Source organism: Aliiroseovarius sp. F20344, from assembly GCF_023016155.1.
Taxonomy (GTDB): Bacteria; Pseudomonadota; Alphaproteobacteria; order Rhodobacterales; family Rhodobacteraceae; genus Aliiroseovarius.
Window position 1 is genome coordinate 56,823 of sequence record NZ_JALKBG010000005.1, and the last position, 12,724, is coordinate 69,546.

13 protein-coding genes are annotated in these 12,724 nt (G+C 55.5%); 7 read left to right on the forward strand and 6 right to left on the reverse strand.

The genetic code is table 11. The features are described 5' to 3' along the window. Window positions 1-246: 246 nt before the first annotated feature. From MWU55_RS04505 to MWU55_RS04530, 6 genes are all read left to right on the forward strand, one after another. Entirely contained in the window at window positions 247-1,983 is a 1,737-nt protein-coding gene (locus MWU55_RS04505; RefSeq protein WP_246934561.1) for an ABC transporter substrate-binding protein, read from the forward strand. Window positions 1,984-2,094: 111 nt separating this feature from the next. Continuing rightward, the gene (locus MWU55_RS04510; protein WP_246934562.1) at window positions 2,095-3,156 is read left to right on the forward strand and encodes an ABC transporter ATP-binding protein; all 1,062 of its coding nucleotides are present in this window, start codon (window positions 2,095-2,097) and stop codon (window positions 3,154-3,156) included. Between the two features lie 10 nt (window positions 3,157-3,166). Further along, the gene (locus MWU55_RS04515) at window positions 3,167-4,258 is read left to right on the forward strand and encodes an ABC transporter ATP-binding protein (protein ID WP_246934563.1); all 1,092 of its coding nucleotides are present in this window, start codon (window positions 3,167-3,169) and stop codon (window positions 4,256-4,258) included. Beyond that, window positions 4,255-5,118 (forward strand): sugar ABC transporter permease, encoded by an 864-nt coding sequence (locus MWU55_RS04520; RefSeq protein WP_246934564.1) that lies wholly within the window; start codon window positions 4,255-4,257, stop codon window positions 5,116-5,118. Before MWU55_RS04515 ends, MWU55_RS04520 begins: the two co-directional genes overlap by 4 nt. A 10-nt stretch (window positions 5,119-5,128) precedes the next feature. Continuing rightward, entirely contained in the window at window positions 5,129-5,926 is a 798-nt protein-coding gene (locus tag MWU55_RS04525; RefSeq protein ID WP_246934565.1) for a carbohydrate ABC transporter permease, read from the forward strand. A 1-nt stretch (window position 5,927) separates the two neighbouring features. Next, on the forward strand, window positions 5,928-6,206 hold the full coding sequence (locus MWU55_RS04530) for a DUF2160 domain-containing protein (RefSeq protein WP_246934566.1): 279 nt from the start codon (window positions 5,928-5,930) through the stop codon (window positions 6,204-6,206). Between the two features lie 80 nt (window positions 6,207-6,286). Here the strand turns inward: MWU55_RS04530 and MWU55_RS04535 are convergent, their stop codons facing one another. The 6 genes from MWU55_RS04535 to MWU55_RS04560 all read right to left on the reverse strand — a co-directional run bounded on the left by MWU55_RS04535 (window position 6,287) and on the right by MWU55_RS04560 (window position 11,126). Beyond that, window positions 6,287-7,399 carry a M56 family metallopeptidase gene (locus tag MWU55_RS04535; protein WP_246934567.1) on the reverse strand — a complete coding sequence of 371 codons (1,113 nt, stop codon included), beginning with the start codon at window positions 7,397-7,399 and terminating at the stop codon, window positions 6,287-6,289. Then, on the reverse strand, window positions 7,389-7,781 hold the full coding sequence (locus tag MWU55_RS04540) for a BlaI/MecI/CopY family transcriptional regulator (RefSeq protein ID WP_246934568.1): 393 nt from the start codon (window positions 7,779-7,781) through the stop codon (window positions 7,389-7,391). The genes MWU55_RS04535 and MWU55_RS04540 overlap by 11 nt, the downstream gene beginning before the upstream one ends. A 109-nt stretch (window positions 7,782-7,890) precedes the next feature. Then, window positions 7,891-8,193 carry a hypothetical protein gene (locus tag MWU55_RS04545; RefSeq protein ID WP_246934569.1) on the reverse strand — a complete coding sequence of 101 codons (303 nt, stop codon included), beginning with the start codon at window positions 8,191-8,193 and terminating at the stop codon, window positions 7,891-7,893. After that, window positions 8,183-9,202, reverse strand: coding sequence for a hypothetical protein (locus tag MWU55_RS04550; protein ID WP_246934570.1), 1,020 nt, complete (start codon window positions 9,200-9,202; stop codon window positions 8,183-8,185). Before MWU55_RS04550 ends, MWU55_RS04545 begins: the two co-directional genes overlap by 11 nt. 29 nt (window positions 9,203-9,231) lie before the next feature. After that, window positions 9,232-9,642, reverse strand: a complete 411-nt coding sequence (locus tag MWU55_RS04555) for a hypothetical protein (protein WP_246934571.1) — start codon at window positions 9,640-9,642, stop codon at window positions 9,232-9,234. Then, window positions 9,639-11,126 (reverse strand): FAD-binding oxidoreductase, encoded by a 1,488-nt coding sequence (locus tag MWU55_RS04560; protein WP_246934572.1) that lies wholly within the window; start codon window positions 11,124-11,126, stop codon window positions 9,639-9,641. Before MWU55_RS04560 ends, MWU55_RS04555 begins: the two co-directional genes overlap by 4 nt. A gap of 155 nt (window positions 11,127-11,281) precedes the next feature. Between MWU55_RS04560 and xrtT the strand changes: the two genes are divergently transcribed. Next, the gene (gene xrtT, locus MWU55_RS04565; protein WP_246934573.1) at window positions 11,282-12,703 is read left to right on the forward strand and encodes an exosortase T; all 1,422 of its coding nucleotides are present in this window, start codon (window positions 11,282-11,284) and stop codon (window positions 12,701-12,703) included. The last annotated feature ends 21 nt before the right edge of the window (window positions 12,704-12,724 follow it).

Consider the following 12,724-nt stretch of genomic DNA (forward strand, 5'->3'; position numbering starts at 1 on the left):
AAACCTTCGAATGAACTCGGCCTTTCGTTAAGGGTGGGCTGTTAGCTGGCTTGGTTTTAGTGATCAGAAATTAAAAGATAAAATCAACTTGTCGCGCGGCAATCAGGCCAAAGGACGGCCCTGTTTTTCAACGCTCTTAGGCGTCAATTGTATTTCTACTAATTTATTAGTTGACTGTTAGCGCTGTCTTTGCAAACGTTAAGCATCCGGCGGGAGGCCGGTTTATAAAAAAACTGGGAGGACAAGATGCGGACGTATCTTATGTCCGCAGTTGCGGCGACTGCCGTGATTGCGGGGACACACTCGATTTATGCCGATGAAGCGGCTGCAACGCGCTGGATCGACAGCGAGTTTCAACCTTCGTCGCTAAGCAAAGACGAACAAATGGCCGAGATGAAATGGTTCATCGACGCCGCTCAACCCTATGCTGGGATGGAGATCAACGTGCTGTCGGAAGGTATTCCGACCCACGGTTACGAGGCCGAGGTTCTAACCAAGGCGTTCGAAGAAATCACCGGCATCAAGGTCAATCACCAGATCCTGGGTGAAGGCGAGGTTGTGCAAGCTGTGCAGACACAGATGCAGACCAAGCGGAACCTATATGATGGTTACGTGAATGACTCGGATCTGATCGGGACGCATTCGCGCCTGCAACTGGCCTATAACCTGACGGATCAGATGACTGGCGATTGGGCCGCGACAACGTCGCCCACGCTGGATCTGGATGACTTTATGGGCACGCAATTCACCACCGGTCCGGATGGTGATCTGTACCAGCTGCCAGATCAGCAATTTGCGAACCTTTATTGGTTCCGCAAAGACTGGTTTGACCGTGAGGACTTGCAAGCTGCCTTTAAGGAAAAATACGGCTATGACCTTGGCGTTCCCGTCAACTGGTCGGCTTATGAAGACATTGCCGAGTTCTTCTCGAAAGACGTGAAGAACATCGACGGTGTCGATATCTACGGCCATATGGATTACGGCAAACGTGCGCCTGACCTTGGCTGGCGTATGACAGACGCTTGGCTGTCGATGGCCGGTGCCGGTTCGAAAGGTGAACCCAACGGTGTGCCGATCGACGAATGGGGTATCCGCATGGAAGCCGGTTCGTGTAACCCAGCAGGTGCAAGCGTTTCCCGTGGTGGAGCAGCAAACGGCCCTGCGGCTGTTTATGCGATCCGCAAATGGGATGAATGGCTGCGCAACTATGCTCCTCCGGGTGCTGCAAGCTATGACTTCTATCAGTCGCTGCCAGCACTTGCACAGGGCAACGTGGCCCAACAAATCTTCTGGTACACTGCCTTCACCGCAGACATGGTGAAGCCGCAGTCAGAAGGCAACAACACGGTTGACGGCGACGGCAACCCGCTGTGGCGTATGGCACCAAGCCCGCATGGTCCCTATTGGGAAGAAGGCCAGAAGGTTGGATATCAGGACGTTGGATCTTGGACCTTCTTGAAGTCGACCCCGTCGGATCGTGCACAAGCGGCTTGGCTCTATGCTCAGTTCGTGACCTCGAAAACCGTGGATGTGAAGAAGTCGCATGTGGGTCTAACCTTCATCCGCGACAGCTCGGTCAACCACGAGAGCTTCTCGGAACGCGCATCGAAGCTGGGTGGATTGGTAGAATTCTACCGCTCGCCTGACCGCGTTGCATGGTCGCCGACTGGCGTCAACGTGCCTGACTATCCGAAGCTGGCCCAGATTTGGTGGCAGCAGATCGGTGACGTGAACTCGGGTGCGTTTACCCCGCAGGAAGCGATGAACCGTCTGGCCGAGGAGATGGATATTACCATGGCGCGTATGCAGCGTGCAGACGAAGCCCAGAATGTTTATGGCGGCTGTGGTCCTCGTCTGAACGAAGAGAAAGACGCAGAGTGGTGGTATGCCAATGGCGGCGCCAAGCCTCCGTTGGACAACGAAAAGCCGCAAGGTCAGACCGTCAACTATGACGAGCTGGTAGCGCGCTGGAGTGCCAACTAACATTCTCCCGCGTCACGGGATCTATCCCTCGTGACCAAGCAAGGGCTGGGGCCTAATCAGGCCTCAGCCCCCCTTTCCGCCCACTGGCGCGTATTCAATCAAGGACGAACGATGGCACTTGTGCTGAAAGACATCACCAAGGTGGTTCAAGGGGTGACGCATATCAAACCCACCAGCCTGACGTTGGAAAAAGGGCACTTCAATGTGCTTTTAGGCGAAACCGGAGCGGGCAAAACATCGTTGATCAAGATGATGGCGGGGTTGGACCCAATCGCATCCGGGCAGATCGTTATGGACGGAGTGAATGTAACGAAACTGACGACGCAAAAGCGCAAGATCAGCTTGGTGCACCAGTTCTTCGTCAACTATCCCCATATGACAGTTTACGACAACATCGCCTCGCCGCTGAAAGTGGCTGGGATGGCGAAATCCGAAATTCAGGGCCGCGTGGAAGAGGCCGCAGATATTCTGAAGCTGCGCCCGATGCTGCATCGCCGCCCACATGAATTGTCGGGCGGACAACAGCAACGCTGCGCACTTGCGCGTGCAATCGCAAAAGACAGCCAAGCCGTGTTCTTGGACGAGCCATTGGCGAACCTCGACTACAAGCTGCGCGAGGAATTGCGCGAGCTGCTGCCCGAGCTGTTTGCCGGGCGCGGGGCCGTGGTGGTCTATGCGACTTCGGAACCGGAAGAGGCGCTGCTTCTAGGCGGGCAAACCGCACTGATGGCCGACGGGTACGTCGCACAATTCGGAACAACCGCAGAAATCTATCGTGCTCCTGACACGTTGGCAGCTGCGCGCATATTCTCGGACCCACCGATCAACTATGCGCCTGTGGTGAAGCAGGGTGGCAGTTTCCGGATGGGGGATATCAATTGGACTGCCAATTCTGAAACGTCTGGTCTTGCTGACGGTGAATACACGGTCGCCGTGCGCCCCAATCACATCGTGCCGCAGCCAAATGACATGGCAACCGTCCCACTTGAGGGCCGCATCGCTGTGACGGAACTCAGCGGTTCCGAAAGCTCAGCGCATTTTGAATTTGACAACCATGCCTGGGTTTCACTTGCCCACGGCGCCCACCCGTATGAGGTCGGCGAAAACCACACATTCTTCATGGATGCCAACGCGTGCCTTTACTTTGCACCCGATGGCAGCCGCGCCGTCTAAGGGGGACGAGATGGCCAAGATCACACTAAAGAACCTACGGCATTCTTACATGCCGGACCCGCAAGGTCCCGAGGACTACGCGCTGAAGCACCTCGATATTGATTGGGAAGACGGCGGGGCCTATGCGCTGCTTGGCCCGTCAGGCTGCGGTAAATCCACGCTTCTGAACATCATTTCAGGGCTTCTGATGCCGTCCGATGGTCAGATATTGTTTGACGATCAGGACGTAACACCATTGCCGCCCGATCAACGCAACATCGCGCAGGTTTTCCAGTTTCCGGTCATCTACGACACGATGACGGTCTATGATAATCTCGCGTTCCCACTGCGCAACCGGGGCAGGGACGAAGCCACTGTGCGCGAACGAGTGCTCGCGATTGCCGAGATGTTGGAGGTCACTGACATGCTGGATCGTCGCGCGGCCGGGCTGTCACCTGACAACAAACAAAAGATCTCGATGGGGCGCGGATTGGTGCGTAACGACGTGAATGTCGTGATGTTCGATGAACCACTGACCGTGATCGACCCGCATCTGAAATGGAAGCTACGATCAAAGTTGAAAGAGCTACATCAGCGCGTCAAAGCGACGATGATCTACGTCACCCATGACCAGACCGAGGCTCTGACCTTTGCCGATCAGGTCGTGGTGATGGAAGACGGCGAAGTGGTTCAAATCGGCACCCCGGTCGAGCTGTTCGAACGACCGGCTCACACCTTTGTCGGCCACTTTATCGGGTCGCCCGGCATGAACGTTATTCCGGCTGAATTGCGTGACGGAGGCGCCTTCTTCCAAGGTCAGAATGTGCCACTGGAAGGTGCTGTGAAGCCCGGCACGGATGGCCGAATTGAAATCGGTGTCCGTCCCGAATTTGTGGCCGTTGGTGATACTGGCATCGAAGCACGGGTCAACCGTGTGGCTGACGTTGGTCGCCACAACGTGGTCGAAGCGATGGTGGGCGACCAAAAGGTCTCGGCCATTCTGAACGGTCCTGCACCGGCGCAAGGTGACAAAGTTCATTTGCAGTTTCAGCAAAGCCAGACCCGAGTTTATTCCGATGGCTGGATCGCAACCGATCCCGCCCCGCAGGAGGTTTCAGCATGAAAACCGAAAACCAAAAGGCGTGGTTCTTTGTGCTCCCGGTGTTGATCCTGGTGGCGTTCAACGCCCTGATCCCGATGATGACCGTGGTGAACTACTCGGTTCAAGAAACCTTCGGTAACAACCTTTTCTTCTGGGAAGGGCTGACTTGGTTTGAACAGATCCTGCGATCTGAACGGTTCCACGCCGCCCTTGGTCGCCAGTTCCTGTTCACCTTCCTGATCCTAATCATCGAGGTCCCACTGGGTATTGCCATCGCGCTTTCAATGCCCCGCAAAGGCTTCTGGGTGCCGGTCTGTCTGGTCCTAATGGCCCTTCCGATGTTGATCCCGTGGAACGTGGTTGGCGCAATGTGGAACATCTTTGCGCTGCCTGATATTGGGCTGCTGGGCTACTTCATTAACCATGTTCTGGGCATCAGTTATGACATGACCCAAAACCCGTTCGCGGCTTGGGTGACCATCATTACGATGGACGTGTGGCATTGGACATCCCTTGTGGTGCTGCTGGCCTATGCGGGTCTCGTCTCGATTCCGGATGCTTACTATCAAGCGGCCAAGATTGATGGCGCATCTAACTGGTCGGTGTTTCGCTATATCCAATTGCCGAAGATGAAAAACGTGCTGACCATCGCGATCCTGCTGAGGTTCATGGACAGCTTCAACATCTATACCGAACCCTTCGTCCTAACCGGCGGTGGCCCCGGCAACTCGACGACGCTTTTGTCCATCGACTTGGTGAAAATCGCCCTTGGGCAGTTCGACCTTGGACCGGCAGCGGCGATGTCTCTGATCTATTTCGCAATCACGCTTTTGGTGTCTTGGGTGTTCTACACCGTGATGACCAAAGACGACCTGAATTAAGGGCGAAACCATGAAGAAACGATCCCTCGTCCCGATCATCTACATCATCTTCCTGATGTTGCCGATCTATTGGCTTGTCGCGATGAGCTTCAAGACCACGAATGAAATCCTCGCCGGGTTCTCGCTGTTCCCGCAAACCTTCACACTGGATGCTTACCGGACAATCTTTACCGATCCGACATGGTACTGGGGATACATAAACTCGATCCTCTATGTGTCGATCAACACCGTCATCTCGATCGCGGTGGCCTTGCCCGCAGCCTATGCATTCTCGCGCTATCGCTTTCTTGGTGACAAGCATTTGTTCTTTTGGCTGCTGACAAACCGGATGGCCCCGGCGGCGGTGTTCGCCCTGCCGTTCTTCCAGCTCTATTCGGCGGTGGGTATCTTTGACACGCACCTTGCAGTGGCGCTGGCGCATTGCCTGTTTAACATCCCGCTGGCTGTGTGGATCTTGGAGGGCTTCATGGGTGGTGTCCCGAAAGAACTGGACGAGACAGCCTATGTCGATGGCTATTCCTTCCCGCGTTTCTTCGTGTCGATCTTCATCCCGACGATTAAAGCCGGTGTCGGTGTGGCTGCCTTCTTCTGCTTCATGTTCTCGTGGGTCGAGCTGCTGCTGGCCAAGACGCTGACGGCGGTCGCCGCCAAGCCTATTGCCGCCACCATGACCAAAACCGCCTCAAGCGCAGGGTATGAACTGGGACTGCTAGCAGCCGCTGGCACCTTGACCATCATTCCGGGCGCAATCGTGATTTACTTCGTCCGCAACTACATCGCGAAGGGCTTCGCGATGGGAAGGGTTTGATATGCTAAGTTGGATGGCTTGGACGTGGCCCACAGCGTTCGTCTTCATTGGAATTTTCACTGGGATCGCAATCCTGACAATCACCGAGATCAAATACCCGGGCGGGGCAGAGCGTCAGGGCGTGCTGGGACTGACCACCACCCGCGGTGATCGCTATTTCTTAAGCCTTCTGGGCACCAGTTTCATCTTTCTGATCTGGTTGGGCCTTATCGGAATGCCGCTTTGGGGGCCGCTGGCAATTTCAATCGCATGGGGCGTCTTCTGCTTCTGGAAAGTCTAGGTTTACATTCCACCACTCACGAAAACCAAAAAACGGCCCAGTTTTCTGGGCCGTTTTCTTTTCACCTAAAGTAGTGATGACTACCAGCTTCGCTGTGCCATTGTGTTCAGCTGGTTCAGCCGCTCAAGATTGGCAACCGTCGACAGCATAATCCGCTCGTGGCTCCAATCCGCGGGTTGCGCAAGCGAGGTCGCCCCAACAAACACACAAGCGGTCATCACGATGGACATAGCGATACCCACAAAGCGACGTTCGCGTGTTGGGTTGGCCTGATCGCGAGCAATCTCAAGAATGCGATCTTTCAGCATCGAGCGACGCCCCATGAACGGAATAGAACGCCCAACCAACGGCACACCAAAAGCGCGGGGCTGACCGCGAGTGTTTCGGTTGCGGCGGGCGATACTGAGAAGACGGATCGAGTAGCCATGTGCGTCAAATCCACGGCGTGCCAGATAGGCGCGATCGCAAGCCAGTTCACCCAGTTTGCGCAGGCGACCTGACAGGAACCAAAAGCCGGGGTTCAGAACAGCCAAGGGTGAGATCAACGACAAGATCACTTCGGCATCCACGTCACCCTGACGGATGTGCTGCATTTCGTGCCCGATGGACATCTGCATCGCATCGCGATCTCGGTACAGGTTTTCTGGAAGTACGACATAGTAATACCACAGCCCGCGCGTCGAGAACGGCACAGTGATTTCGGGGCTGAGCACCACACGTACGCGCCGGCTTTGCCCCATGACGCGTCCCGCGCGGATGGACCGATGAATTCGCGCGACATTGATGGCTAGGTAAAAGCTTCGACCGATGAGTGTCGCCAGAAACGCTGCGACCAGCATCATAGCCAGTGTCGAGCCACCGCCGGTGACAAGGTCAACGATCTGGGGTTTGACCGAGATTAAGGCGCTCATTTCACTGGCGCTGACGGAAAGATTGCCCTTCAAATATTGCGCCACAATCGCGTCCGTCGCATTCACTGATGTCGCCAGCGGCGATGACACCAGAAATGGCAGAAGAATTGGCAATACGGCAAGGCTGGCACAGGCGGTCACGCCCAAACGGCGGCGCGTCAGGAAGCATCGCCGTTGTCCGCACAGCATGAATGCTGCTTCGAAAACGGCAAAGACCAACGCGGCCAGCAAGATCATGGATTGAATCCAGATCACCCCCCCTACGATTTGTTCAATCGTCATCCTTTCTGATCCTTGTATCAATGATCTCTTTTATTTCCTGGATCATTTCGTCCGTCAGATCTTCGTTATCCACCAACCTCGCTACAAGCGCGGTTGGTGTTCCTCCAAACAAAGCATCTGATAAATTTTTGAGGGACCGTCCCTCGTATTCATCACGTTGAATGGCGGGCATATACACCAGGCTTCTGGCCTGCCGCTCGGACGTTACATACCCTTTGTCATCCAAGATCTTCATGATGGTCGCCACGGACGTATAGGCCCGCTTGGTTTCACCATTTAGGGCGCCCATGATATCACGCACCGAACCAGAGCCTAAGCTCCAGAGGGCGATCATAAATTCTAGCTCAACATCTGTGAGCAACTCGCTGCGTCGGCGCGCCACGGCATATCTCCGTCTGTGACAACTAGAGAATTAGTACAGCATTCCGTCCTGCAGACAAAGCAGAATCCCACCTTTCAATTCTAACAGGTCCGAGGCTGACTGAATCTGGCTAATGAACGAAGGTGGACTGTGGCATTGGTAAGCATCCAGCCAGACCAGCCGGAAGGACAAACCACGCCCCCTTCTTGTACAAAGACTTTGCGAACCCGGACTGTTCTGAGCTGACTGATACTGTGAAGTGGGACCTAGAGATCACGGATGTGTCCGATGCCAGATTTCCCAGAAGAGACTGGCTTGGAAACACGACGACATAGGCAGGCGCTTCATCGGTGACCAATGCAACCGCAAGCAACACTGAAATCCATCCCAGAAACATCAGCGGGATGGCGACCAGAAAGCGCCTAATAGTCATGGATATGTTCCAAGATCAGACCGGTGTCGGATAGGCTGCGCAGGCGGGCCGCCAGATCGACAGTTTTGACAACGATGAGGTGGCGATGATCGTCAGCCCCTTGCCGCGCACGACTGTAAATCGCGCCCGGTTCAGCGGTGTTCGCGGACAGGGCGGTAAACATAATGTCGTCATTTCCTGCAATTTCCACGAAGTCGATCTCATCTTCCGCGAACTTCGTTAAAAGATGCGTCAATGCGCGGTAGCGGGGCGTCTCGATCTCAAGCCCTTCCGCGTGGTCGCCGACGACCTGTACATCCCTGATCCTGTCGAAATACGCAGCATTCACTCCGGATACGATCATCCTGAGTGTTAGAGCATCTTCGCCAACCTGCGCGACTGCGTTGGCAATCACGTCGGCATATGCGGCCTTGGTCCCATACTCGGTGCCAAGTGCGAAACGACGTTCCTGATCGCGCAAGCTGCCGGTCGCGGCTGTTTTCAATTCCTCTTCATCCGTTTGAAAGTCCCACTTGTACCATGGGACTTGCTGAAGGAACTCCGCATAGGCCGAGGCCTGACGCGCCGATACATCGTCGAGCGGAGCGCGCTCGGCCCCGCGAAGGGCAGTAAACAAGCGCCCAATGGTTTCTTCATAAGCGGCTTTAAGCAACAGCTCGGCGGTGAAACTGACGCCGATCACATAGACCATTTGCTTTGTTTCACCATCGACATGGCCGTGTTTTGATGCCTCACGAGTAAGCGAGCAAAGGGATGACCAGAACCCACCAATTGATTGAAAAAAGCTAAAATCATGCGGATCAGCGGTATTGATGACCCGCGCATAATCCTCATACGCATGAACGATATCCCATTCAGGATAGGTCATAAGCGTTCGGGATTCCGGTCGGTGATGGGCAGGTGCAATCAGGGCGGTGTAGGCCTTAGGCTCAGCGTCACCGCGGCACATCGTTTCGACATAGCCCACCGGCAGCAGCAATCCCACAATCATCAGGGTGCCAAGCAGCAACAGCCGCTTCGTATATCGCCAGATCCGCTTCAACCTGCGCGCCCCATACGTCCGAAGCCCGCCCAAACGGCGAATCCACCCAAAGCCAGATGGGGAAGGTTGGCCAACACGCGCGGCAGTGAAAACTCCATCCCCGCCGATCCGTTGGTGAAGATCCCAAGATCAAGGTATCCATAGCCGATGAAGAAGCCGAAAACCCCGTCGCCAAGATAAGCCAGTCCAAACAGGATCAGAAAGCTTCTGGCTGCCTTGTGCGACAAAAGCCCCGCAACCAGCGCCCAAATGGCCGAGGCCACATGAAGCGCATCGTCATAAATATCAAGCGCAAATATCCCAAACGCTAGACCGTCTTCGTCAGTCAGGCCGGGTATGTAATTCAGGGATGCAGCACCCATCAATGCCAAGAAATACCCCATGCAAAGTTTTTGTAGATTGGTCATAAACGCCCCAGATACTGGTCCCATAAATTGTTGCGCAAAACGAGGTCAGGATCGACCTCGCGTTTCGCACGTACGAATTGGCCTACATTCGCATAGGCATCAGAGAGTTGTTCTAACCGCGCATGTGGTCGATAGGGCAAGTAATAGGCCCCGCCGACCTCTACAACACGATCAATTAGTTCTTGTGTCATTCGCGTCATGTCCGCCTCGGCCCGCTGTGTCAGCTCTTGGCTGAATGACATGACGGCCGCAATGCGCGGTTCTGGTGCAAAAGACAAAACACTTTGGTCGTCCTGCGCTACGTATCGAAGCGTCACATTCAGAAACTCTTGATACGAGGCAGGAATGACCTCTTGGCAGGCGCCCACGAAAGCATCGAACGCGTCAAAGCCGACAAAGTGCTCGTGCAAAATGTCAGTCCGATCGGGGTTTCGATCATCCAACGTGACAACAGGTTCGTTGATCAGTGAGTTTCGCGTGACATCCCCGCCGCCAAGTGCCGGCCCCACGCTGGTTTCATTCCACCACCGAAATGATTTGAACGTCTCATTGCCCAACTGCGCACGGTAAAGGCGGCTGGCGGCGTGGGCCATCCAGCCTGAGCTCGGTGCAACGGGCAGGTCGGATTGGTCATCGGTCTCGCGATAGGTGACCAGCAGGGCTTTCTCGAAGAACGTCTCGCGTTCGACGTTCAAGCGCCCATAGGCCATGGTGACTGAAGGGTCTTCGACGGCCTTTTTAAATGCAGCGGCAAATTCACTTGTCGCCATCACCTTAAAGCTGGGGGAAAGGCGCGTGTTCTTCACCATCTCGATTTCCATATCGATGATGACGCCAATCAGCCCGTATCCCCCCATTGCGAGGTTGAACAGGTCGGCATTTTCGGTTTTCGAACATGTCACCAGATCGCCGGACGGCAAGATCATCCGCAACGAACGAACGGTTGACCCCATCGGACCAAAGGGGACGGGCCAGCCATGTGCGTTCACGGAATATGTGGCCGCCAGCCCAAAGTCGTTGTTGGATTGCATAACTTTCGGTGAGAAGCCCGCTGGATCAAGCGCGGCAATCACATCGGACCAACGTGCGCCTGCATGCGCGCGATAGGCCAATGCGGTGCTGTCCAGCTCAACCTCTGTGTTGTCAAAGGTGATTGCTGTCCCGTCGCGGGGAATGGCTTGGCCACCCATGGAATGCCGCGCTGCACCAACATTAAGCGGGCGGTTTTCGGATTTTGCCTCGGTAATTTCGCGGCGGATGGCGTCAATCAAATTGTCATTAGCAGAGCTGCTGAGGCGTAGGTGCTTGTTGATCGGCGTTGCCGACAATCCGCTTGCGTCATTCAGTATCTTGTCACCAGCGGGAACAACTATGCGGCGGGTTCCCTCATAGACGGGTAATTGCGCACGGATCAAGGAAGACATTACCCAGCCTGCGGCACCTCCAGCACCAATAAGCGCCGCGCGCCGTGTGAAATTCTTCATAGCTCAAATACTCCTGCTGCGCGCATGGAAATGCAATTCTTGATTGAGTGCAAGAGGCCTACGGCATGTTGAATGCTTTACTAAGGCGCCTTCCTGCACATTTCCTGCACACCTTGCAGCGCTGATCTGCACAACTGTCTGCGCAAAACGATGGCATGGAACAAAAACGCGATACCCTGTTGTGGATTGGCCTGTCGACTGCATCGGCTCTTCTGGCCATCGAACCCTTGCGATGGCTGATTACCAGTTGGCGCGATCCCTCATACCAATCCAATGGCGGATTGTATGGCGCTTTGATTATCGGGCTTGCAGTCCTGTCCCTTTGGAGCTCCCGTCCAAATGGCCCTGACACGCGGGGGCGCGTTTTTGTTCTATTCCTTTTTGCTGCCGGGGTCCGGCTTGCGGGTCAGATGCTCGCCATCAACATCCTAAGCGCGTTGGCGCTGGCGATTGATGTGTTTGCACTGGCGACGTTCCTGCGGCTGGATCAGCGCCGCATTGCGCTTTCGCCGCTTTGGCTTTCAGTGTTCTTCCTGTTCTGCTTGCCATTGGCCCCCATCCTTCAACGCGTCGCAGGCTTTCCGCTTCAGATGATGTCAGCCGACGTTGCCTGCGCGATGTTGTCCCCGTTCTTTGCGGACCTGACTTGCGAGGGCGTGCGCCTGCAACTGAACGGCGTGGATGTCTTGGTAGACCTTCCCTGTTCTGGCGCGTCCGGCCTTCTGTTGATGGTCAGCCTCTGGGCCTTCATTAATGTCCTGTTTCGTCCCGCATTCTTCCATGCGCTGCTTGCGGGTGTTGTGATCGCTCTGGCCACTGTGATTGGCAATGGTGTGCGGATTACGCTTCTTGCGGCTGGGCTTGGCCAAGGCGTGAATACGATGGAACCGGGCCTGCATTCAACAATCGGGCTTGTGTCATTAGCGCTGGTTGCCCTGCCCGTTGTGGTGCTCTACCGCCCGCAACCTGCCAAAGCCCGTGGGCATTGGTTGCCTGCTTTCAGATTGCCGCGCGTGCTACATTTTCCTATCGCTTGTTTGGCGCTTGTGATGGCCGTAGCCGTGGTTAACGCACCGCGCACGCCGTTGGATCGGTCCGATACCGTGGCGCAGATAAATTTGCCCGGCCAGCTTCTTGGGAAACCCGCGCAGGCCGTGCCGCTGAGCGCAACTGAGAAGCTGTATTTCGCAAGCTATGGTGGCTTTGCGCAGAAGGCGCAGTTTGGCCCCATGGGATTGAATGTGGTGCGCACATCATCGCCCTTGCGGCACCTTCATTCACCGGCAACCTGCCTGCTTGGGATGGGCTACGACGTTCGCTTTCTGGGCACGCGGTTCGATCCGCTTCCCACATCCGTTTACGAAGCCACGTCGCCTGATGGGCAGGTCTGGACCGTCGCTGTCAGCTTTGTCTCGCAAGACGGCGCGCAGACCGCAGGTGTCGGCGAAGCTGTCTGGAGCTGGCTGAACGGCTCTTCACGCGTGTGGCAATCCATCCAACGCATCACCCCAAAATCCATGCCCGAGCCCGAGCGTGCTGCCTATGAGCAGGCGGCCCTTGCAGCTTTGGACCTTTGACCATTGTTCGACAGAAGGAGT

What these genes read in the sequence shown, in the direction of transcription:
- MWU55_RS04505 (WP_246934561.1), top strand. Translation starts at nt 247, where the DNA reads ATGCGGACGTATCTTATGTCCGCAGTTGCGGCGACTGCCGTGATTGCG.
- MWU55_RS04510 (WP_246934562.1), top strand. Translation starts at nt 2,095, where the DNA reads ATGGCACTTGTGCTGAAAGACATCACCAAGGTGGTTCAAGGGGTGACG.
- MWU55_RS04515 (WP_246934563.1), top strand. Translation starts at nt 3,167, where the DNA reads ATGGCCAAGATCACACTAAAGAACCTACGGCATTCTTACATGCCGGAC.
- MWU55_RS04520 (WP_246934564.1), top strand. Translation starts at nt 4,255, where the DNA reads ATGAAAACCGAAAACCAAAAGGCGTGGTTCTTTGTGCTCCCGGTGTTG.
- MWU55_RS04525 (WP_246934565.1), top strand. Translation starts at nt 5,129, where the DNA reads ATGAAGAAACGATCCCTCGTCCCGATCATCTACATCATCTTCCTGATG.
- MWU55_RS04530 (WP_246934566.1), top strand. Translation starts at nt 5,928, where the DNA reads ATGCTAAGTTGGATGGCTTGGACGTGGCCCACAGCGTTCGTCTTCATT.
- MWU55_RS04535 (WP_246934567.1), bottom strand. Translation starts at nt 7,399, where the DNA reads ATGACGATTGAACAAATCGTAGGGGGGGTGATCTGGATTCAATCCATG.
- MWU55_RS04545 (WP_246934569.1), bottom strand. Translation starts at nt 8,193, where the DNA reads ATGACTATTAGGCGCTTTCTGGTCGCCATCCCGCTGATGTTTCTGGGA.
- MWU55_RS04555 (WP_246934571.1), bottom strand. Translation starts at nt 9,642, where the DNA reads ATGACCAATCTACAAAAACTTTGCATGGGGTATTTCTTGGCATTGATG.
- MWU55_RS04560 (WP_246934572.1), bottom strand. Translation starts at nt 11,126, where the DNA reads ATGAAGAATTTCACACGGCGCGCGGCGCTTATTGGTGCTGGAGGTGCC.
- xrtT (WP_246934573.1), top strand. Translation starts at nt 11,282, where the DNA reads ATGGAACAAAAACGCGATACCCTGTTGTGGATTGGCCTGTCGACTGCA.